This window comes from Streptomyces sp. NBC_01390, from assembly GCF_045040105.1.
GTDB lineage: Bacteria > Actinomycetota > Actinomycetes > Streptomycetales > Streptomycetaceae > Streptomyces.
The window spans coordinates 6,553,781-6,573,172 of sequence record NZ_CP109551.1 but is presented as its reverse complement, the minus strand read 5'-3'; the positions used below and the strand labels follow the sequence as shown (position 1 = coordinate 6,573,172).

The 19,392-nt window shown below is 70.0% G+C and carries 17 protein-coding genes and 1 pseudogene; 5 read left to right on the top strand and 13 right to left on the bottom strand.

Annotation, left to right across the window (positions count from 1 at the left end; genetic code table 11):
- Positions 1-175: 175 nt before the first annotated feature.
- Together rutA and OG241_RS29590 are read left to right on the top strand one after the other, a co-directional pair.
- Positions 176-1,258: a pyrimidine utilization protein A gene (gene rutA / locus OG241_RS29595; protein ID WP_405819469.1), complete on the top strand. Its 1,083-nt coding sequence runs from the start codon at positions 176-178 to the stop codon at positions 1,256-1,258.
- A complete protein-coding gene (locus OG241_RS29590) occupies positions 1,255-1,929 on the top strand; it encodes an isochorismatase family protein (RefSeq protein ID WP_405819467.1) in 675 nt (224 codons plus the stop codon). The genes rutA and OG241_RS29590 overlap by 4 nt, the downstream gene beginning before the upstream one ends.
- Positions 1,930-1,982: 53 nt before the next feature.
- Here the strand turns inward: OG241_RS29590 and OG241_RS29585 are convergent, their stop codons facing one another.
- The 3 genes from OG241_RS29585 to OG241_RS29575 form a co-directional block, all read right to left on the bottom strand.
- A complete protein-coding gene (locus OG241_RS29585; protein WP_405819466.1) occupies positions 1,983-2,213 on the bottom strand; it encodes a hypothetical protein in 231 nt (76 codons plus the stop codon).
- An 82-nt stretch (positions 2,214-2,295) separates the two neighbouring features.
- Positions 2,296-2,748 (bottom strand): DUF5707 domain-containing protein, encoded by a 453-nt coding sequence (locus OG241_RS29580; RefSeq protein ID WP_405819464.1) that lies wholly within the window; start codon positions 2,746-2,748, stop codon positions 2,296-2,298.
- A gap of 129 nt (positions 2,749-2,877) precedes the next feature.
- Positions 2,878-3,468 (bottom strand): TetR/AcrR family transcriptional regulator, encoded by a 591-nt coding sequence (locus OG241_RS29575; RefSeq protein WP_405819463.1) that lies wholly within the window; start codon positions 3,466-3,468, stop codon positions 2,878-2,880.
- Positions 3,469-3,563: 95 nt separating this feature from the next.
- On the opposite strand from OG241_RS29575, the gene OG241_RS29570 reads away from it, so the two are divergent.
- Together OG241_RS29570 and OG241_RS29565 are read left to right on the top strand one after the other, a co-directional pair.
- Positions 3,564-3,989 (top strand): nuclear transport factor 2 family protein, encoded by a 426-nt coding sequence (locus OG241_RS29570; protein WP_405819461.1) that lies wholly within the window; start codon positions 3,564-3,566, stop codon positions 3,987-3,989.
- Positions 3,986-4,852 (top strand): NmrA family NAD(P)-binding protein, encoded by an 867-nt coding sequence (locus OG241_RS29565; protein ID WP_405819460.1) that lies wholly within the window; start codon positions 3,986-3,988, stop codon positions 4,850-4,852. The genes OG241_RS29570 and OG241_RS29565 overlap by 4 nt, the downstream gene beginning before the upstream one ends.
- 67 nt (positions 4,853-4,919) lie before the next feature.
- On the opposite strand, the gene OG241_RS29560 is transcribed toward OG241_RS29565, so the two are convergent.
- The 5 genes from OG241_RS29560 to OG241_RS29540 all read right to left on the bottom strand — a co-directional run bounded on the left by OG241_RS29560 (position 4,920) and on the right by OG241_RS29540 (position 11,402).
- The gene (locus OG241_RS29560) at positions 4,920-6,026 is read right to left on the bottom strand and encodes a hypothetical protein (protein ID WP_405819458.1); all 1,107 of its coding nucleotides are present in this window, start codon (positions 6,024-6,026) and stop codon (positions 4,920-4,922) included.
- A gap of 103 nt (positions 6,027-6,129) precedes the next feature.
- A complete protein-coding gene (locus OG241_RS29555) occupies positions 6,130-8,142 on the bottom strand; it encodes a beta-galactosidase (protein WP_405819457.1) in 2,013 nt (670 codons plus the stop codon).
- A gap of 46 nt (positions 8,143-8,188) precedes the next feature.
- On the bottom strand, positions 8,189-9,100 hold the full coding sequence (locus tag OG241_RS29550) for a carbohydrate ABC transporter permease (RefSeq protein WP_405819455.1): 912 nt from the start codon (positions 9,098-9,100) through the stop codon (positions 8,189-8,191).
- A complete protein-coding gene (locus OG241_RS29545; protein WP_405819454.1) occupies positions 9,097-10,095 on the bottom strand; it encodes a carbohydrate ABC transporter permease in 999 nt (332 codons plus the stop codon). The genes OG241_RS29550 and OG241_RS29545 overlap by 4 nt, the downstream gene beginning before the upstream one ends.
- Positions 10,092-11,402 (bottom strand): ABC transporter substrate-binding protein, encoded by a 1,311-nt coding sequence (locus tag OG241_RS29540; RefSeq protein ID WP_405819452.1) that lies wholly within the window; start codon positions 11,400-11,402, stop codon positions 10,092-10,094. Before OG241_RS29540 ends, OG241_RS29545 begins: the two co-directional genes overlap by 4 nt.
- Positions 11,403-11,807: 405 nt before the next feature.
- On the opposite strand from OG241_RS29540, the pseudogene OG241_RS29535 reads away from it, so the two are divergent.
- Positions 11,808-13,016: pseudogene (locus OG241_RS29535) on the top strand (hypothetical protein); the annotation flags it as partial.
- Positions 13,017-13,184: 168 nt separating this feature from the next.
- On the opposite strand, the gene OG241_RS29530 reads toward OG241_RS29535, so the two are convergent.
- The 5 genes from OG241_RS29530 to OG241_RS29510 all read right to left on the bottom strand — a co-directional run bounded on the left by OG241_RS29530 (position 13,185) and on the right by OG241_RS29510 (position 19,345).
- Positions 13,185-15,056, bottom strand: coding sequence for a copper resistance CopC/CopD family protein (locus OG241_RS29530; RefSeq protein WP_405819450.1), 1,872 nt, complete (start codon positions 15,054-15,056; stop codon positions 13,185-13,187).
- Positions 15,057-15,218: 162 nt separating this feature from the next.
- A complete protein-coding gene (locus OG241_RS29525; RefSeq protein WP_405819449.1) occupies positions 15,219-16,058 on the bottom strand; it encodes an SDR family NAD(P)-dependent oxidoreductase in 840 nt (279 codons plus the stop codon).
- A gap of 38 nt (positions 16,059-16,096) precedes the next feature.
- Positions 16,097-16,597 (bottom strand): cupin domain-containing protein, encoded by a 501-nt coding sequence (locus OG241_RS29520; RefSeq protein WP_405819447.1) that lies wholly within the window; start codon positions 16,595-16,597, stop codon positions 16,097-16,099.
- A complete protein-coding gene (locus OG241_RS29515) occupies positions 16,594-17,217 on the bottom strand; it encodes a GNAT family N-acetyltransferase (protein ID WP_405819445.1) in 624 nt (207 codons plus the stop codon). Before OG241_RS29515 ends, OG241_RS29520 begins: the two co-directional genes overlap by 4 nt.
- A complete protein-coding gene (locus tag OG241_RS29510; protein ID WP_405819443.1) occupies positions 17,195-19,345 on the bottom strand; it encodes a penicillin acylase family protein in 2,151 nt (716 codons plus the stop codon). The genes OG241_RS29515 and OG241_RS29510 overlap by 23 nt, the downstream gene beginning before the upstream one ends.
- Positions 19,346-19,392: the final 47 nt, after the last annotated feature.

The following is a 19,392-nucleotide window of genomic DNA, read 5'->3' as shown; positions in this document are numbered from 1 at the left end:
TCACTGGCCGTCGAGGCAGCAACAAGCGTGATTCCGGGGCAGGTTGTGTGACATTCCATCGTCATCAGGGCCATGTAGCGTGCCGTTGAAGGACAGTTGATTTTTGAACGTAAGTGACTGGCAGGCACTTCACACCCGGGGATCCGCCTCAGAGGATCTGTCTCCAAGGAGTGGCATGGACATCGGCGTCTTCATCCCGATAGGCAACAACGGCTGGCTGATCTCGAAGAGCGCACCCCAGTACATGCCGAGCTTCGACCTCAACAAGGCGATCGTGCAGAAGGCGGAGGCCCACGACCTGGACTTCGCCCTCTCCATGATCAAGCTGAAGGGCTTCGGCGGCGAGACGGAGTTCTGGGACCACAACCTGGAGTCGTTCACGCTGATGGCGGGCCTCGCGGCCGTGACGGACCGCATCAAGCTCTACGCCTCCACCCCCATCCTGGCGCTGCCCCCGGCGATCGTCGCGCGCATGGCGGTCACGGTCGACTCGATCGCCCCCGGCCGCTTCGGCATCAACATCGTGACGGGCTGGGCCCCCGGCGAGTACTCCCAGATGGGCCTGTGGCCCGGCGACGACCACTTCGGCAACCGCTACGCGCGCGCCGTCGAGTACGTCACCGTGATGAAGGACCTGTGGCGCGACGGCGTCAGCAACTTCAAGGGCGAGTTCTACGAGATGGACGACTGCGTCCTCTCCCCGCGCCCGGCGGACGGGCACATCGACATCGTCGCGGCCGGTCAGAGCGGCACCGGCATGAAGTTCGCCGCGGAGCACGCGGAGTACAACTTCATCCTGGGCAGCGGTGTCAACACCCCGACGGCCCTGGCGGGCAGCACGGCGACGCTGGTGGAGGAGGCCGAGCGCACCGGCCGGGACGTGGGCGCCCTCTCCCTCTTCATGATCATCACGGCCGAGACCGACGAAGCGGCCCAGGCCAAGTGGCAGGACTACCACGACAACGCCGACCGAGCGGCGCTGGCGTACATGGCCGGCGAGACTGAGGCGGACACGACGTCCACGGGAACGTCGACGGCCCGCACGATCGCGCTGCCCGAGGGCGCGGTCAACTTCAACATGGGAACACTGGTCGGCTCGTACGAAAGCGTGGCGAGGATGCTCGACGAGGTCGCCGAGGTGGCCGGCACCAAGGGCATCATGCTGGTCTTCGACGACTTCCTGGAGGGCCTGGAGAACTTCGGGACGCGCATCCAGCCGCTGATGAAGTGCCGAGCGGGTAGGGGGAGTTCGGCGTGACGCCGGTGCCGGGAACCGGGTCGGCGGGGGGTCAGGAGGAAGATCAGGAGAAGGACTACGAACGCGCGGGCCTGGCCGGCCGGCTGACTCCCGGTACCTCCCCCGCCCTCCTCCTCGTGGACCCGGCCCGGGCGTACGTCGATCCCGCCTGCCCCCTGTACGCGGGGGCGGGCGCGGAGGGCGCGGCCGAGGCGATGAGAGGGCTGCTGTCGGTTGCCCGCGCGGCCGGAATCCCGGTGATCGTGACGCGCGTCGTCCTGCGCCCCGACGGCAGCGACGGAGGCGTCTTCTTCCGCAAGGTGCCGAGCCTGCGGGCGTTCGTGGAGGGCAGCCCGTACGGCGAGTTCATCAAGGGACTGGCGCCCAGGGAAACGGAGTTGACGGTGACGAAGCAGTACCCGAGCGCCTTCTTCGGCACGCCCCTGTCCACGTACCTCACCTCCCACGGCATCGACACCGTCCTCATCGCCGGCCTGACGACCAGCGGCTGCGTACGGGCCACCGCGCTCGATGCTATGCAGCACGGGTTCGTTCCGGTGGTGGTCGAGGAGGCGGTGGGCGACCGGGACGCGGGGGTCCACGCGGCGAACCTGTTCGACATCCGGCATAAGATCGGCGAGGTCTGGGGGGTGGGGCGGGTGGAGGAGTACCTGTCGCCGGGCGGGATTTGACGGAAGGGAGGGAGTAGCGGGAGGGGAGGGCGTGGGTACGCCTCCTGCCGGAGTTACTCGATGTGTCCGGTCTCAGGGTCCACCTGTGAGAGGAAGTCCCGGACGGCCTCCTCCAGTTGGGCCCGGTCGGCAGGTACCGGCGGGTGGGTGCTGAACCCGAAGCCGTACTGGGGGTCGGGGCCGGTCAGCCAGGTGAGGTCGTAGCTGCCCGGGGTGTCGTCCCGCCCGCTGACCTCGAACTCCTCACCGTCGACCGACATACGCCACGGCTCGTTCGCCGACATCCCGACCTGCCTTCCTCGACCCCGGAGGCCGGGACCGGTCCGGGAGCACACGCTCCACGTCGAACATCACCGGCCCATCGGATCACGCGACGGTGAAGTCCGCGGCCTTGGTGACCAGCTTCGTGTCGCCGTCCTTCGAGGTGGCCAGGACGGCGACGTGCCACACGCCACGCTCGGACGTCTCGGCGTCGGCGCGGGTCACGGGCACCTTGTAGGTGCAGTGCACGGTGTCCCCGCCGGACGGCTTGCACACGGCCGACTCCACGGAGGCCATGTCCTTGACGGTCAAGCCCTTCTTGGCGAACTCCGAGTTCGCCGGCCAGGCCAGGACCTTCACGGACTTGACACCGGAGGACGCCGTGACATCGGTGGTGAAGGTCAACGAACCGGCGCGGTCACCGACCGGGGCCGCGTAACCGGCGGCACTGTGCGTCACCGAGGGAGGCTGCTCCCCGGCGTAGGCGAGGGCGAAGGCTCCGGCACCGCCGAGGACGACGACACCAGCGGTAACGGCCAGAACGGTACGACGCGCCATGAGATTTTCCCCTGTCAGGATCAGCTGGATCGGACCGGCCTTCTCGGCCGCTCCGTTGCCCCAATCCTGGCCGCCCAGCTGCCTCCGGGTATGAGTACATGTACTCAACTCGCGCCTGAGTAAAGGCTGTTAGGCACTGAGGCCAGCGCCCAGGAATCTCTCGGTGAGATTCGCCAACTGGGCGCGCATCCTCTCGTGCGGCACGCCTTCCCGCCCCGCCAGGTGCTCGACGAGATCGGCTCGGACTGCGGCCAGCAGGACGTGGGCGGTGAAGTCGTTGTCGGTCGGACCGGGGATCTGGTCCAGCACGGCTCGGAGCAGTCCGTGCCAGCGCGCGTAGTGCTCCGCCTGGTACGGGCTGCCGCTCCCGCTCTCCTCCAGAGCCAGCGAGAGGCGGCGGTTGTCGAGCTTGAAGCACAGGACGGCGTCGAGCAGGGCGGGCACGCGCTCCCGCGGCGGGGTGGCGGGCCCCAGGGGCGGCGGGCCGGACTCGACGGCCTCCCTGATCGGTTCGAGGCGCGCCTCGTACAGGGCGCGGAGCAGCCCGGCGCGGTCACCGAAGGCACGGAAGAGGGTTCCCTTGCCGACGCCGGCGGCTGCCGCGACATCGGCCATGGTGACGTCCTCGGGCCCGTCGCTGCGGGCGAAGAGGCCGTCGGCGGCCGCGAGGACGGCCTCGCGGTTACGGGCGGCATCCTCGCGGGGCTTGCGCTCGGGCATGCGACTCCTCCGGTTGCTAAACGGACCCGGGGTCCGTATCGTAAAAGCGGACCCCCGGTCCGAATTCTACGAGATGTACGAGATGGAGGACACTCATGTCCGTACCGGTTTCCCCGGCGGATCTCTACCGCCACAGCCTGCGACTGCTGCTCGACAAGGACATCCCCGGGTGGCTCGACCTGTGGGCCGAGGACGGCGTCCTGGAGTTCCCCTTCGCCCCCGAAGGCTGGCCCGAGCGTCTGGACGGCAAGGAGGCCATCGCCGCCTACATGCGCCCGTATCCCGACCACATCGACCTTCACGACTTCCCCGCCGTGCAGATCCACGAGACCCTCGATCCGCAGGTCATCGTGGTGGAGATGCGTGGCGTCGGCCTCCTGGTGGAGACCGGCAGTCCCTTCGACATGACGTACATCGCCGTCGTGACCGTGCGGGACGGGCGCATCCTCTCCTACCGCGACTACTGGAACCCGCTCGCGGTCCTCGAGCCCGCCACCGACTTCGCCGGTGCCGGCCGATGACCGTCACCGGCACCACTCTCGTCATCGGCGCGACGGGCACCACCGGCAGCCGCACGGTCGCGCAGCTGGCAGCCGCCGGCCATCGCGTCAGGGCCGCCAGCCGTAACGCCACCGGAGGTGTGGGAGGCCAGGCAGGCGCGAAGGCGATCACCTTCGACTGGTACGACCCCGCCACCCATGCCGCCGCACTCGACGGAGTCGACCGCCTCTACCTCGTACCGCCCGTCGGCGACTCCGATCCGGCCGCGGTCATGCTGCCGTTCCTCCGGCAGGCCCGCAGCGCCGGCGTGCTCCGTGCGGTGCTGCTGAGCTCCTCGGCCATCCCCGAGGGCGGCCCTGCGGTGGGAAAGGTGCACCAGGCCCTGCCCGGTCTGTTCGAGCAGTGGGCGGTGCTGCGGCCCTCGTGGTTCATGCAGAACTTCACGGGCACGCACCTGCACGCCGCCGGCATCCGTGCGGACGGCACCATCCGGAGCGCCACCGCCGACGGCCGGGTCGGTTTCGTCGACGCCGACGACATCGCGGCCGTCGCCGTCCACGCCCTGACCGACGAACAAGCCCCCGACACCGACCTCGTCATCACCGGGCCGGAGGCGCTCAGCTACGACGACATCGCCGCGATCACCACCGAGGTCACCGGCCGGCCCGTCGTCCACCACCAGCTGTCGTACGAGGAGATGCGCGACCACCTCACGTCCACGGCGCTGATCCCACCGGAGTTCGCCGCCATGCTGGCCGGCATGGACCGTGCCATCGCGGAGGGTGCGGAGGACCGTGTCACCGACACCGTCCAGCACCTCACCGGCCGGCCCGCGCGGACGTTCCGAGCCGTCCTCGAAAGGGAGCACGCCGGTCCCAGGTGACCAGTGCACGTGCGTTCGGGTGGCGGGTGCCTGCGGGAGGGAGGCGCCGTGAACCCGTTCCGGCCGCTCAGCCGATCGCGCTCACGACCAGCACCGTCACCAGTACGGCGATCACGACCGACGCCGCCGCGATGCCCGAGACACGCAGGACCACCTGTTTCGAGGGGCGCCGCACGACCTTGAGGGCGTCGGGCCCCTGTCGGTCGGGGAAGGCGAAGTACACCCACTCCAGGTCGTCGACGACCGTGACGCGGGCCACCGGCAGATAGCGCAGGGTCGCCTCGCGGGTGGCTTCCCCATTGATGAGGGCCAGTTTGGGTTCGACCCGGGCGCGGAGGGTGTCCGGCAGGTCGGCCGGGAGCTTGTCCGTGACGTCCGTCAGCCGCTTCTCGCGCCAGCTCGCCCGCGAGGGGGAGGTCGGCCACCAGAGGTGGGGCAGGTCCCGGACCCGAACCTTGTCCCGCTCCACGGGGAAACGGATCTCCACCTCGGTGAACGTGGTGACGAACCCGCTGCCGCCGCACGGGCCGTGCTTCAAGCGCTTGTCGCCGTCGCAGGTGTCGCAGGTGCGGAAGCCCTTCCCCTTGCAGACACCGCAGGGCTTCGTCCGCTTGCCGAGGCACTTGGGACAGGCCACGTCGTGCTCACCGCAGAGCCTGCACCAGTCGGTCCTCGCCTGGTTGCTCCGAGCGTTCGCGGGCGGCTTGCGGGTGCCCTTCTTCTCCGTTCCGGCGCACGACCAGCACGCGTCGACGCCACCTCCACAGCCACGGCACTTCACCGTCTTCGGGCAGTCGACCCTGCCGCTCGCGCCGCATTCCGTGCAGTCCACCTTGCCACCGTCGCAGTCACGGTCCCGGCACGGAGTCTCGGCCACCGACCCCTCCAACACCAGTGTCACCGGGGTTGCTTCGGCGAAGCCGGAGGGCACTTCAACGGGATGAGTGGCGAGGTCGGTGTAGCTGGGCCGCTTGGAGATCTCACTCAGCCTCTTCCCCGGAATGCTCCGGGGCACCGGCCTGCCCCGCACCACGGTCCGGCGGACGATACGGAAGTCGAGCAACGTACGCCTGGTCAGTCGCGCCGTGGTGGGCACGACCAGGCGTACGTCGCGGCCCCGACCAGAGAGGTAACGCTCGACGGCCCGGAGCACATCTTCGTCGGACGTGGTCAACCCTGCTCCCCTGGTCAACGATCCAGGAGAGCAGGGTATGAGCGACCTGACACCTCATCAAGAGGGCCTTCGTGCAAGCCGGTTGGAGGCAGGGCGGGTCGCCCTACGGTCGCGGCTCCCGTACGACCGCCACCCCGCCCGGCGCGATCCGTACCGAGCCGCCGGTCAACGCCGCCCCGGTGAGGAGTTCGGTCGCTCCCTCCGGCACCGTGACCTCGGCCCCGTCGCCCGCGTGGTCGATGAGGAACAGGAAGTCCGCGTCGGAACCCCGCCGCAGCACCGCCTCCACCCCCGCCGGAGTCGCCCGCACCCCCTCGACACCCGCCTCCGCGCACATACGGGCGAGCAGCGCACCCAGCGTCGACGCGTCCGGCCGGGTCGCCAGGTACCAACCGGTGCCCGCCCCCAGCGAGTTGCACGTCACCGCCGGGACACCGGTCAACGGACCGTCCGTGTACGACAGCACCGCCTCCGCACCCGGACTCTCCAGCCGCAGCCGCTCCGTCCACAGCGACCCGGTGCTGCCGCCGCCGAGCCCGACTTCCTCGCCCGGCAGCAGGGGGAACAGCTCGTCCGCCCGTACCCCGAGGGCCTCCCGGAACGCGCCCGGGTAACCCCCCAGCCGCACATGGCAGTTGGCGTCCACGGCACCGCTGTGGAAGCTGACGGCCAAGGTGCCGCCGCGCTCCGCGAAGCCGGTGAGGTTCGCCGCGCCCTCGTCGTCGACCAGGTAGAGGCTGGGGGCCAGCACCAGCCGGTAGCCGTCCAGTGCCGCGTCCGGCCGTACGAAGTCCACCGCCACGCCCGCCCGCCACAGCGGCTCGTACCAGTCCCGTACGAGGTCCAGGAAGCGGAGTTCGCCGTTCGGCTGGGAGGGGAGTTCCAGTGCCCAACGGGCGTTCCAGTCCCAGACGATGGCCACCGAAGCCGTGCCCGTGCTGCCGCGTACCTCGGCCAACGCCCGTAGATCGGAGCCCAGTTCCACCACGTCACGCCAGATCTGGCTGTCCGTGCCGGCGTGCGGAAGCATCGCCGAGTGCCACTGTTCCGCGCCCGCCTTCGCGGCCCGCCACTGGAAGTACGCGATGCCGTCCGCGCCGTGGGCGACATGCGCGAGCGCGTTGCGGCGCAACTCCCCTGCCGTCTTGGCCCTGTTGACCGGCTGCCAGTTCACCGCGCCCGTGGAGTGCTCCATCAGGAACCAGGGGCCGCCCGCGAGCGACCGCATGAGATCGCCGCTCAGCGCGATGTCGATCTCCGACTCGGGGTCGGTCGAGCGGAGGTAGTGGTCGTTGGCGACGACATCCAGCTCCGGGGCCCAGCGCCAGTAGTCGAGGGCGTCGAAGTTGTACATCACCATGAAGTTGGTGGTGGCCGGGGTGGCGGGTGCCGCCGCCCTCAGCACGTCCCGCTCCGCCGTGTACAGCGACAGCAGCTCGTCGCTGCAGAAGCGGCGCCAGTCGAGTTGGTGGGCCGGGTTGGGGACGGCACCGGTCGCACGGGGCGGGATGATCTCGGCCCAGTCGTAGTACCACTGGCTCCAGAAGGTGGTGCCCCAGGCGTCGTTCAGCGCCGCCAGGTCGTCCCCGTACCGCGCCCGCAGCCAGCGGCGGAAGGATTCCGCACTCTCGTCGCAGTAGCAGGCGGGGTTGTGGCAGCCGTACTCGTTGTGGACGTGCCACATCGCGACCGCCGGGTGGTCCGCGTACCGCTCCGCCAGCGCACCCGCGATCCGCAGGGCGGCCTCCCGGTAGGCGGGGCTGGAGGGGCAGAACGTCTGACGGCTGCCGTACGAGAGCCGGCGCCCGTCCTTGTCCACCGGCAGCGCCTCGGGGTACTTGCGGAAGAACCAGGCGGGCGGGGCCGCTGTCGGGGTCGCGAGGTCGGCGGCGATGCCGTTCTCGTGGAGGAGGTCGAGGAGACGGTCCATGCGGGCGAAGTCGTAGACGCCCTCGGCCGGTTCGAGCAGCGCCCAGGAGAAGATGCCGACGCTGACCATGGTCACCCCGGCCTCGTGCATGAGGCGCATGTCCTCGGCCCAGACCTCCTCGGGCCACTGCTCGGGGTTGTAGTCGCCCCCGTACGCGATACCGGGGACAGCGAGTTCGCGCTTCATCGGTCAACTTCCTGAGTTGCTTGTGGTGTTTCCAACGACGCGGGCCTCAGCCCTTGTTGGCGCCCAGCGTGAGGCCGCTGACGAACTGGCGCTGGAGTGTGAAGTACACGATCAGGGTGGGGATCGCGGTCAACAGCGCACCTGCGGCGACCAGGTTGGGGTCGGTGAAGTACTGGCCGGAGAGGTTGTTGAGGGCCGAGGTGATCGGCATGTTCTCGCCGGTGGAGATGAGGACGATCGCCCAGAAGAAGTCGTTGTAGATCCAGATGGAGAGCAGGGTGCCCAGGGCCGCCATCGCCGGACGGCACAGCGGCAGCACGATCTGCCAGTACATTCGCCACACCGACGCGCCGTCGACGAGGGCGGCCTCGGTCAGTTCGTGCGGGAGCATCCGCATGTAGTTGGAGAGCACGAACGCGCAGAAGCCCGACTGGAACGCGATGTGGATGAGGACGAGGCCCAGCGCGGAGTCGTACAACTTGCCCGAGGCGGTGATCCCGGGCAGGTCGATGAGCAGGTACATGCGGTACAGCGGGGTGATGATGACCTGCTGCGGGAGCAGGTTGCCCGCGGTGAAGACCAGCAGCAGGAACAGGTTGATCCGGAAGTCGAAGCGGCTCACGTAGAAGGCGACCATCGACGACAGGAACAGCGTCAGCAGCACCGCCGGGACAGCGATGACCAGCGTGTTCCCGAAGTAGTGCAGCATGTCCGACTGCGTGAAAGCGTTCTTGAAGTTGGCGAAGCTCAGCTTGTCGGGCCAGGACACATAGCCCTTGGTGCTGGTCTCGGCGTACGGGCGCAGGGCCGCGTACATCGCCCACAGCAGGGGTGCGACCCACGCCAGCGACATGGTGATGAGGAAGACGTGCAGGAGCACGCGGGCGGGGCGGACGGGGGCGCGCCCCTTCGCGGGCCTGTTCGCGGGTGGCCGCGCGGCCAGGGTGGGAGCGCTCATGCCCGCCGCTCCTTCCGGAAGGTGCTGATCAGATACGGGATGATCACGACGAGGGAGATCACCAGCAGGACGACGGCGATCGCGGAGCCGTAACCGATCCGGCTGGACTCGCCGATGATGTTGTTGGTGATCAGGATCGACAGCAGTTCGGTGCCCTGGGCGCCCTTGTTGAAGACGAACACCAGGTCGAAGGCGCGCAGCGATTCGATGATCGTGACGACCAGGACGATGGTGTTGGTGGGGCGCAGGGTCGGGAAGATGACGTTCTTGAACGTCTGCCACTCGTTGGCGCCGTCCAGCGAGGATGCCTCGCGCAGGGACGGGTCGACGCCCTTGAGGCCGGCCAGGTAGAGGATCATCATGTAGCCGGTGTGCCGCCAGCAGGCGGCCACCAGGATGGCCCACAGGTTGAGGTCCGGGTCACCGATCCAGTCGATGTAGTGGCCGGGCTTGTTGGCGCCGATCAGGCTGTTGATCAGGCCCGTGTCCGGGTTGTAGACCAGCTGCCAGACGAACCCGGTGACCGCCAGCGACACCACGACCGGCAGGAAGAACGCCGTCTGGTAGACCCGGGTGAACCGGATGTTCTTGTCCAGCTGCACGGCCAGGAACAGACCCAGCGGGGTCGGGATCAGGATGAGGACGACGAACCAGATGATGTTGTGCTGGACGGCCGGCCAGAACTGCGGGTTGCTGGTGAACAGTTCACGGAAGTTCTGCAGCCCGACCCACTTGATGGAGTCGAAGCCGATGCCGTCCCAGGTGGTGAAGGCCAGCGCCACCGAGGCGAAGGCCGTCACCCACACGAGGGCGATGTGCAGGAAGGTCGGCAGGCCCGCCATGAAGCCGAGGGTGATCCTGTCCCGGCGGGTCAGCAGCCTGCGGTGACCGTAGGGCGGCTTGCGGCTGGCCGGGGACGAAGGGGTGCGGGTACCCCCCGGAGGCGGCACGTCGGCCGCCCCCGGGATCACGGGAATCGAGTCGGAGTTGCTCATGAGGAAGCGAAGATCGTCTTCTTCTGGCGCTCGATGGACGCGAGCAGGCTGTCGATGTCCTTGGGGTCACGGATGAACTTCTGCAGCGCGGGCTGCATCACCGTGGAGGTGAAGTCCGGGCGGCTGTCGCGGTCCATGAACTGGGTGAGGCTCTTCGCGCCGGTGATCATCGCGTACGCCTTCTTCTGCAGCGGGCTGTACAAGGAGGTGTCGGCGTTGCTGGAGGCGGCGACGACGTTCGGGTCGGCCTTGAGGTAGATCTGCTCGGCCTCCGTGGTGCCGAGGAACTCCAGAAGCTGGACGGAACCGGCCTTGTTCTTCGGCGCCTTGGAGAGCATGAAGCCGTCGGTCGGCGCCTCGACCGTGTCCTGCCCGAAGGAGGGGTCGATCTCCGGGAACGCGAAGAAGTCGAGGTCCGCCGCATCGGTCGCGTTCGTGAACTGCTGGCCCACGAAGGTGCCCAGCAAGTACATGCCGGCCTTCTTCGAGACGAGGGTCTGGGCCGCGTCCTGCCACGTACGGCCGGTCGATCCCTCCTGGCTGTAGGGGAGAATTTCGGCCCAGTTGTCGAACGTGGCGCGAACCTTCGCGTCGGTCCAGGATGCCTTTCCGGCCATCAGCTCGACGTGGAAGTCGTAGCCGTTGGTACGGAAGTTGATCTGGTCGAAGGTGCCGAGGGCGGGCCAGGCGTCCTTGTCACCGAAGGCGATCGGGACCAGGCCGTCCTTCTTCATCTGCTTGCACAGCGCGATGAACTGCGCCCAGGTGGTGGGCACCTCGTAGCCGTACTGCTTGAACACGCTCTTCCGGTAGAACATCGCCCAGGGGTACGTGTACAGCGGCACGAAGTAGTACTTGCCGTCCGCGCCCTTGCTGAGCTGCTTCATCGCGTCGGGGAAGTTGCCCCCGATCTTCTGCCACACGTCGTCGATCGGGCTGGCCAGGCCCTTGCCCGCGAAGAACTGCATGCGATAGCCGGCGAACCAGGTGAACACGTCGTCCGGGGTGCCCTGGAGGTAGGAGTTGATCTGCTCCTGGAACGTGTTGTGGTCCTTGGTGTTCACGTCGACCTTGATGCCGGTCTTCTTCGTGAACGCCGCGTAGATCTCGGCGAAGGCCTTCTTCGGAACGGCGTCCGAAGAGTTCGAGCCAAGAGTGACGGTCTTCGCGTCGGAACCCGAGTCACTGCCGCCGCAGGCGCTCAGCAGCGGAATGGCAGCGCCGAGCGCAGCCGCGCCGCCGACGCCGCGCAGCAGAGTGCGGCGGCTCGGGCCCGGGACGGACAGACCGGAGGGTGTGTGGTGCATGACGGCTCCTGAGGACAGACCCCCCGAAACGGGGAGCAAGGTCACGACTACGCTGGGTCCATGCTGATCTAAATCGACCAGAAATCAACTTGACCGAACATCGTGGCGGCAATAACAGCCCCTTGTTCGGCCCCTCGTCAAGAGGCGGAGTCCGCCGTTCCTGAAACGTGATGGACACCAGGACGTGAAGCTTTGCTAACAGACAGATGGCAAACGCGCGACGCAAATCCTCCCCTCGGCCGTTCGGCCAGGGCGCACGCCTCCCCCGAGCACGAACGCTGACCTTTCGGCCGAGGCGGGCGGACCGGGCCGCAAACGACATTGGTGACGATCACGCCAGGCCACTCGTCGGCCGACACGTCGGGTGATCACGCCACGTCAGCCGCAGCCGGCAGGAGCCCGCCCATGTCCAGCACGACCACCGCCCCGGCGCCCCCGGTGACCGGCAGGCACCTCACCGACCCCTCGGCCGGGCGTCCATCCCGGCGCCCGACCCGACACTCGGTCCGGCGCCTGACCCAACGCTCGGTCCGACATTCGACCCGGCACTCGGTCCGCTGGGACGTCGTCCATTTCCTGGCCTGCGCCGCCTTCGCACTCGGCCTAACGCTGACCACGACCCTGTCCCCGCACCGCGTGTGGGGCGTCTGCGCGGCCTTCGGATACGGCACGGCGGCGATACTGGCGGCCCGCGCCCCACGCCCCTGGGAGAGCCGGGCAGCACTGCGGGTGGCAGGCGTCGGCGCGGTGCTGCTCCCCCTGACCCTGCTGGTCGTGCTCGGCGGGGCCCAGTCCGAGGTCGGGGTCGTCGAACACTCGGGCGCCCTGCTGCTGCACACGGGCAGCCCGTACGCGCCCCACCCCGTGACCGTGGACGACTACAACCCGTACCTGCCCGGCATGGCCGTCTTCGGCCTCCCGCACGCCCTCCTGGGCAACACCCCGGCGGCCCCGCTCGCGGACGCCCGGCTGTGGTTCTGCGCGGCCTTCGTCGCCTGCCTGTACGCCACCAGGTCCCGTCCGGGCAACAGGTCCCGGCTCCGTACAGCCAACAGCTCCCGTACGGCCGATCGGGCGCGACCGAGCGACTCGACTCGTGCCGCGGCCCTGCTGCTCTCCTTCCCGGCCGTGGCGCTGCCTCTCGCCGTCGGCGGGGTGGATCTGCCGGTGATCGGGCTGATGTGTCTGGGGCTCGCGCTGGCCGGCCGGACCGGTTCCGGCCGGGGCGGTTCCGGCCGGGCGGCCGGGGTCGCGGCCGGGCTGGCGATGGGTGCCGCGGCGGCCCTGAAGTGGACCGCCTGGCCCCTTCTCCCCGTCGGTCTCGTCCTGATCGCCGTCACGGCGGGCCGCTGCACGGCCGTACGCGCTACGGTGACCGCCCTCCTGACAGCGGCGGCGGCCGTCGTACCGGTCGCCCTGGCCGACCCGCGCGCCTTCGTCGAGCACGTGGTGCTGTTCCCCCTGGGCAAGGGCGGCGTCCGTTCCCCAGCCACGAGCCCCCTGCCCGGGCATCTGCTCGCCGAGTACGTGCCCGGCGGCTTCGTCCTCGCGGTCGCACTGCTGGTCGCGAGTGCCGTGGCGGTGGCGGCGTCGCTCGTGGTCCGGCCGCCGCACACCGTCCGGGCGGCGGCCGACCGGCTCGCCGTCGGCCTGGGCCTGGCGATGTGCCTGATCCCGGCCACCCGATTCGGCTACCTCGTCTACCCGATTGTCCTGGCGATGTGGTTCCGCCCGGGGCCGGCCGACTTCGAGCGCCTCGGCGGCTCCGGCCGTCGGGGCGGGTCAGCTACCGATCTTCACCTTCCGCGACACGCTCACCTGGTCCACATCGGAGGTCCGGATGGTGACCTTCATGGTCCAGGTGCCGGCGATCGGGAGGTTGAGGGTGTTGGTGCCCCAGTAGCCGCCCTGGTCGGTGACTTCGGCGTTCAGAGGGCCGATCGCCTTGCTGGGAAGGGAGAAGGAGATACGGAGTTCGGGGACGATCGCGAAGCCGTCGTCGGGGCCGAACACGACGGCCTGCACGGTGTTCTCGCCGACTCGGCCCGGTTCGAGGGTGACCTGCACCTTGCCGTGTCCGCCCGGTGTGCCAACGTCGAAGGGGATCGTCGTCGTGGACGCGCTGATCACCCCGGGCGTCGGAGCGTCCTTGGCGGCCTCCGCCGCCTCGGCCGCGGCCCGGCCCGGCAGGGTGGTCGTCAGGACGGTCGTGATCACCAACACCGCGATCCCGACGGCCACTTCGGCCAGCACGGAACGGCGGAGCCGCCGACGGTAGGAAGCGGAAAGGGAGGGCGCGTCGGCCGGGGGCACGTCACTTGGGGCGTCGCTCTCACCGGACCGCACCGCCGGACCGCCGACCGTCTCCGGCACCCGTTCCCCGACCTTCGCCTCGACCTTGACCTTTGTCTCGACCTTCGCCTCGGCGTCCACCTCCGCCGCCTCGGCCGCCTCCGTCGCCTGAGGTGCCGTCAACTGCCCTGTCCACCGGCGCGAGAACCCGGCCGCCACCAGCAGCAGCGCCACCGCGCACACCTTGGCGATCAGGATCCGGCCGTACGACGTACCGGTGATGGCGTCCCACGAGCCGAGGCCGCGCCAGGACTGGTAGACCCCGGTGACGGTCAGGACGGCCACGGAGGCGAAGGCCAGCCGGGAGAAACGGCCGACGGTGGAAGCCGGGAGCGGCTCCTCCGCCTGGAGGAGGGTGAGCAGGGCCGCGAGGCCGCCCAGCCACGCGGCCATGGCGAGCAGATGCAGCACCGAGGACGTCATCGCCACCGGCACCTGGATACCGGCCGACGCGTGCTCGGCGGCGGCCCACGTCAGCGTGAGACCGAGCGCGAGCACACCCCCGGCGGCGAGGAGAACCGACCGCTCACGGTCGCCGCCCGACTCTCCGTCGGCGTGCCGCCGGCGGCGTACGACTACCGCCAGCAGTACGGCCGTTGCGGCCAGCAGGGCGAGCCGGACCAGAAGTGCCAGACCGGGCCTGCTGGTCACGGTCCGTTCCAGGACCGACAGGTCGAAGGCACCGGAAGGTGCGGTGCCGGCCTCGTACGGGCCGCGCAGCACAACCAGGGCGACGGTGGACACCAGGAGGGTCCACCAGCCCGTCAGGACCAGTCTGCGCAGGGGGCCCGTGCCGGGCGGCCGGCAGACGAGGACGAAGACGACGGTGCCGACCAGCAGCGCCAGAGCCGCGTACGCGAGGTAGCGGAAGATGTCGTAGAGGGCGCTCGTGGCCGCGTTCTCGGTGGGGCCGGTGTCGACCACGGTCGGGGTCGCGGAGGGCTCCCCGACGGAGAAGGTGAAGGCGCCCGAGATGGGGTGGCTGTCCGCCGAGACGACCCGCCAGGCCACGGTGAACGTGCCCTTGCCGAGGCCCTTGGGGAGGCTGACGCGCACTCCGTCGGAACGGCCCTCCACATGCTTGGCCTCACCGGTGCTCACACGCCGGCCGTCGGGGTCGAAGACGCGGAAGGAGTCGTCGAGCAGGCCGACGGACTCGGTGAAGCTCAGGGTGACCTGTCGGGGCGCGGAGTCGAGGACGCTTCCGTCCCGGGGGTCGGTGTCCCGCAGAGCCGCGTGCGCGGAGGCGGTACCGGCCCCGCCGACGAGGAGGAACAGCACGAGCATGGTGCCCAGCAGCACCGCCCGCTGAACTCCCCGGACGTTCCGCCCACATGCCCGTACACCTTGGTTCCGCAGTCGGCCCACGTACCTTCTCCGTCTTCGGGACTTTTCGGCTCTCGTATACGTACGGACGATCCTGGTGCCCCGCTCACCTCGCCGGAACCGGATTCGCCGTGGTCTTCACCACGTGGGGCGGGCGGACACCCCGCCGTCGACCACCAGGTCGTGCCCGCTGACCCAGGACGCCAGCCGGGAGGCGAGGAACACGCACGCGTCGCCGATGTCCTCGGGCCGGCCCAACCTCCCTACGGGCGCCGCCTGTTGCCATCGCCGCACCCCCTCGGGCCAGTCGTCGGCCAGCCCTTCCCGGTCGACGAGCCCGGGCGAGACGGTGTTGACGCGGATTCCGTACGGCCCGTATTCGAGAGCCGCCGACCGGGCGTGCGCCAGGACCGCAGCCTTCGAGGCGCAGTAGTGGGCGTGACCGGGCGCCGGGTGCGTGGCCTCGATGGAGGCGATGTGCGTGACGCTGCCGCCGCCCCGGCCGTCGCTCTCACGCGCCTGCTCCCGCATGACCTCCGCCGCGGCCTGCGTACTGGCGAAGACGCTGAGGACGTTCGTGTCGACGACCGCCCGCCAGTCGGCGACCGTCATCCCGGCCAGTTCCTGGACCGGTTGCACGCCCGCGTTGTTGACCAGCGCGTCGAGCCGCCCGCCGCCCCACTCGGCGGCCTCCCGCACCACCCGCCGGCACTCGTCCTCGACGGTGAGATCGGCCCGCAGTACGACGGCCCGCCCGCCCGACCGCTCGATCCGCGCGGCCACCTCACGGACACCCTCGTCCGACGTCCGGCAGTGCAGGGCGACAGCGGCCCCCTCCGCCGCGAACCGCGCCACGATCCCGCGCCCGACCCCGCCACCGGCCCCCGTCACCAGGGCGACCTGCCCGGCGAGAAGTCCCGCGGAACTGACGGACGACCGCACGGACGACGGCGTGGCTGGCGGCACGGGTGACCTCATCGATGAGGAAGGGGATGACGTGGATGACGTGGAAGGCCTCATGGCCGACACAGTGCCCCGATGCGAGCCGCCTCCGCCGGATATCGCGCGGTCAGTTCGGCGGCGTCCCCGTGCTCGTACCCCTCGTAGGTGAATCCGGGCGCCATCGTGCACCCGAAGAACGTCCACGCGCCTCCCTCGACGACCCGCGCGCCCATCCAGGTGCCGGCGTCCACGGTGAGCTGGGGCTCCTGCCCGTGCAGGAGGCCGGGCCCGAGCACGACCGTCCGGGAGGTGCCGTCCGGCGCGAGGAGCAGCAGCTCGAGGGGATCGCCGAGGTAGAAGTGCCAGACCTCGTCCGACGGCAGCCGGTGCAGCGCGGAGAAGTCACCGGGCTCGGCGGTCAGCAGCGCGACGATCGCCGAGCCCTCCGGCCGCCCGTCGGCCCGCTCGGGCCCCGCCCACGTACGCTGGAAGAGCCCGCCCTCACGCGGGATCGGCTCCAGGCCGTAGTGGGCGATCAGGTCGGCGGGCGTCGGATGTCCTGAGGTCGTGGTCACCCGGGAAAAGCTACCTCCCGACGCAGAAAAGCCAGTTGGGCACGCTTCTCCGGCAGGTACACGTCCGGCAGATCGATCTCGGGCAGGACGACGACGGGCCCGGGCACGAACCCCTGCCGCAGAAAACGGGCGACGGCCTTCTCGTTCGCCACATCGGGATCGACCACGACCCGCCGCCGCCCGAGCCTGACCAGCACGAACTCCGCCAGCACCCCCATCAGCACTCCGGACCACCCGGGACTCACGCCCGCCGCCCCGGCGGGCGCGAGCAGCAGATGTACGCCGATGTCGCCGGGCTCGACGGGGTAGCAATCGCCCACCCGGTCGGCCTCGGGCTCGTACGTCTGGAGCAGCCCGACCGCCGTACCTTCCTTCACCAGCAGATAGGCGTGATGGGTGTCGAGGGTGTCCAAGTGGCCGTAGATCTCGGCGACTTGTTGCTCCGTGAACCCGTTCATGCCCCAGAACCCGGCCTCCTGCCCACTCACCCAGCCGTGCACCACGCCCACGTCGACGACGGGGTCGAGCCGCAGCACGCGCACGGCACCGAACCCGTCGACCACTCGCTCGTGCAGGGCGGCCCGGGCCGCGTACGGCTCAGCGGTCGTCACGTCGCTCATCACCTGTCGGTTCTCCTTCGTGAGTCTCCTTCGTCAGCCGCGTCCAGTCGGTGACGACCGGGACGAGGTCTCCTCTTGTCCACAGGGGGAGTTGATCGCGGTTGTGGGCGGACCCGGGAACGCCGGAGGCGCCGAGGGGCACCACCCAGAGGCTGTCCTCGCGCCGGGCCAGATCCCAGACGTACCGGGCGGCGGGCCCACGCGCGCTGAGGTCGGTCAGACCGGGAACGGAGGAGGTGCAGAGCACACAGTCGTGGTCACCGGAGAGCCCGGGTTCGGCATCGGAGGAGTCAGGGGAGTTGAGGGCGGGCGGGGAGTGCGGGGTGGTGGGAAGTGCCCGCCAGGGGGCCAGCCGGTGACGCTCGCCCCAGGTCGCGGTCCCGGTCGTCGGCTCGGCGGCCACCTCGGTGACGGCTTCCCTGACGAGGGCGGTGCGGTCGATCCCGTACAACTCCTCTGTTCCCAGGAGCCCTTCGAGCGCGAAGGCGATCCGGGGTAGCAGCGCGAGCCAGGGGCGGAAGATCTCGGGGTACGCGGGCGGGACGGCCAGTGCGGCGAAGGCGGGGTGAGCTGCGAGGCGGCGTACGACGGCGGAGCGCAGGGCCGCGTACGACGCCGCGTCCGTGCTGTCGGCGTCCATCCGGCAGTCCCAGCGGAGAAGGCTGTCGCGGAGCTCTGCCTCCTCGGCCGTCAAACCGTCGAGAGGATCGAGGGCGGCGAGGAGGCCGAGGAGCGGGCGGGCGGAGGCGAGGTGGGTGTCCATATGGACGGCGGACAGGTCGGCCGCCGACCACCGCTTCCTCTCCTCAAGGAGGTCGCGGATACGGTCCGCCCGGTGCGGCGGCGCGAACTCGACGCCGAGGGGGGTCGACGGGCCGCGCTGGTTGGCCATGACGGCGAGGCCGTCGTCGACGGTGCCGTACGGCGTCTCGTGCCGGCCGTGCCACTCGTGACCGGGTTCCCAGGCCCGCGCGAGCCGGGTCCGGTTGACCTCGGCGCGTACGGGGACGTGGCCCGCGACCCGGTGCAGCAGCCCGCCCTCGGTGTCGGCGGCAAGGACGACGTTGACGGGCTCGGCCCACAGGTCGAGGGCCCGGTCGATGTCGGCGACGCGACGGGCGCGGAGAAGGGGGAGGAGGGCGGAGAAGCCGAGGTCGCCGGTGACGCGGGGCGGGTGGCGCAGGCTGATGGTTTCCGTACGACCGTCATCGGGGCCGCCGATCACCACCGGCCCCCGCCCGGTCTCGATCACCTCGACCTCGACGGACTCCCCGCCCGCGACCTCGACCACTTCCCGGTGCACATGAGCCGGCCTCCACGTCCCGTCAGGATCGAGGGCCTCAACTCCCGCACCCACACGGCGGATTCGCTCCTCGTACAGGTCCTGATAGTCGGCCATGCCATTGGTGATGGCCCAGGCGGCCGTGCCGGTGTGGCCGAAGTGGGCGATGCCGGGAACGCCCGGGACGGCGAACCCGACGACGTCGAACTCCGGGCAGGAGAGCCGTACTTGCTGGTAGACGCCGGGATCCTCGATGTAGCGGTGCGGGTCGCCGGCGAGCAACGGGAGCCCGGTGACCGACCGTTCACCGCTCACCAGCCAGCCGTTGCTGCCGGAGGTGCCGGGTCCGTCGGTGGCGAACAGGGCGACGGCGTCGGCGCCCAGCTTCGCGACGACCTGTTCGCGCCAGAGCTTGGCCGGGAAGCCGGCGAACAGGATGTGCGTGGCCAGCCAGACGCCGAGCGGGGTCCAGGGCTCCCAGCGCCCGGGCGCCAGACCGGTCGCGGCGAACTCGGGTGCCCGGCGGGCCCCTTCTCCCAGCCCGGCGTTGACACCGTCCGTGTACGCACGCACCCAGGCGGCGGTTTCGGGGTCCCGTCTCTCCAGGGTGGCGTAGCAGTGCCTCGCGGTGTCGTCGAGACGCGCACGTCTGGCGAACACGTCCCAGCCGACCGCCTCGGCGCCCAGGAACACGGCCGAGGTGCCCTGCGCGCGGTGGCGCTCGACCTCCAGCTGCCAGGCCCGGTCGAGGGCGGTGACGCGGCCCTGGCCACGGGCGAGTTCGAGCGCGTCGCTCGCCCGCAGGTGCGGGATTCCCCAGGCGTCGCGGTAGATCTCGGTGGCCATATCCGTATCCTCACTGGGTCCGAAACTGTGCTTTAGGTTAGCCTTAC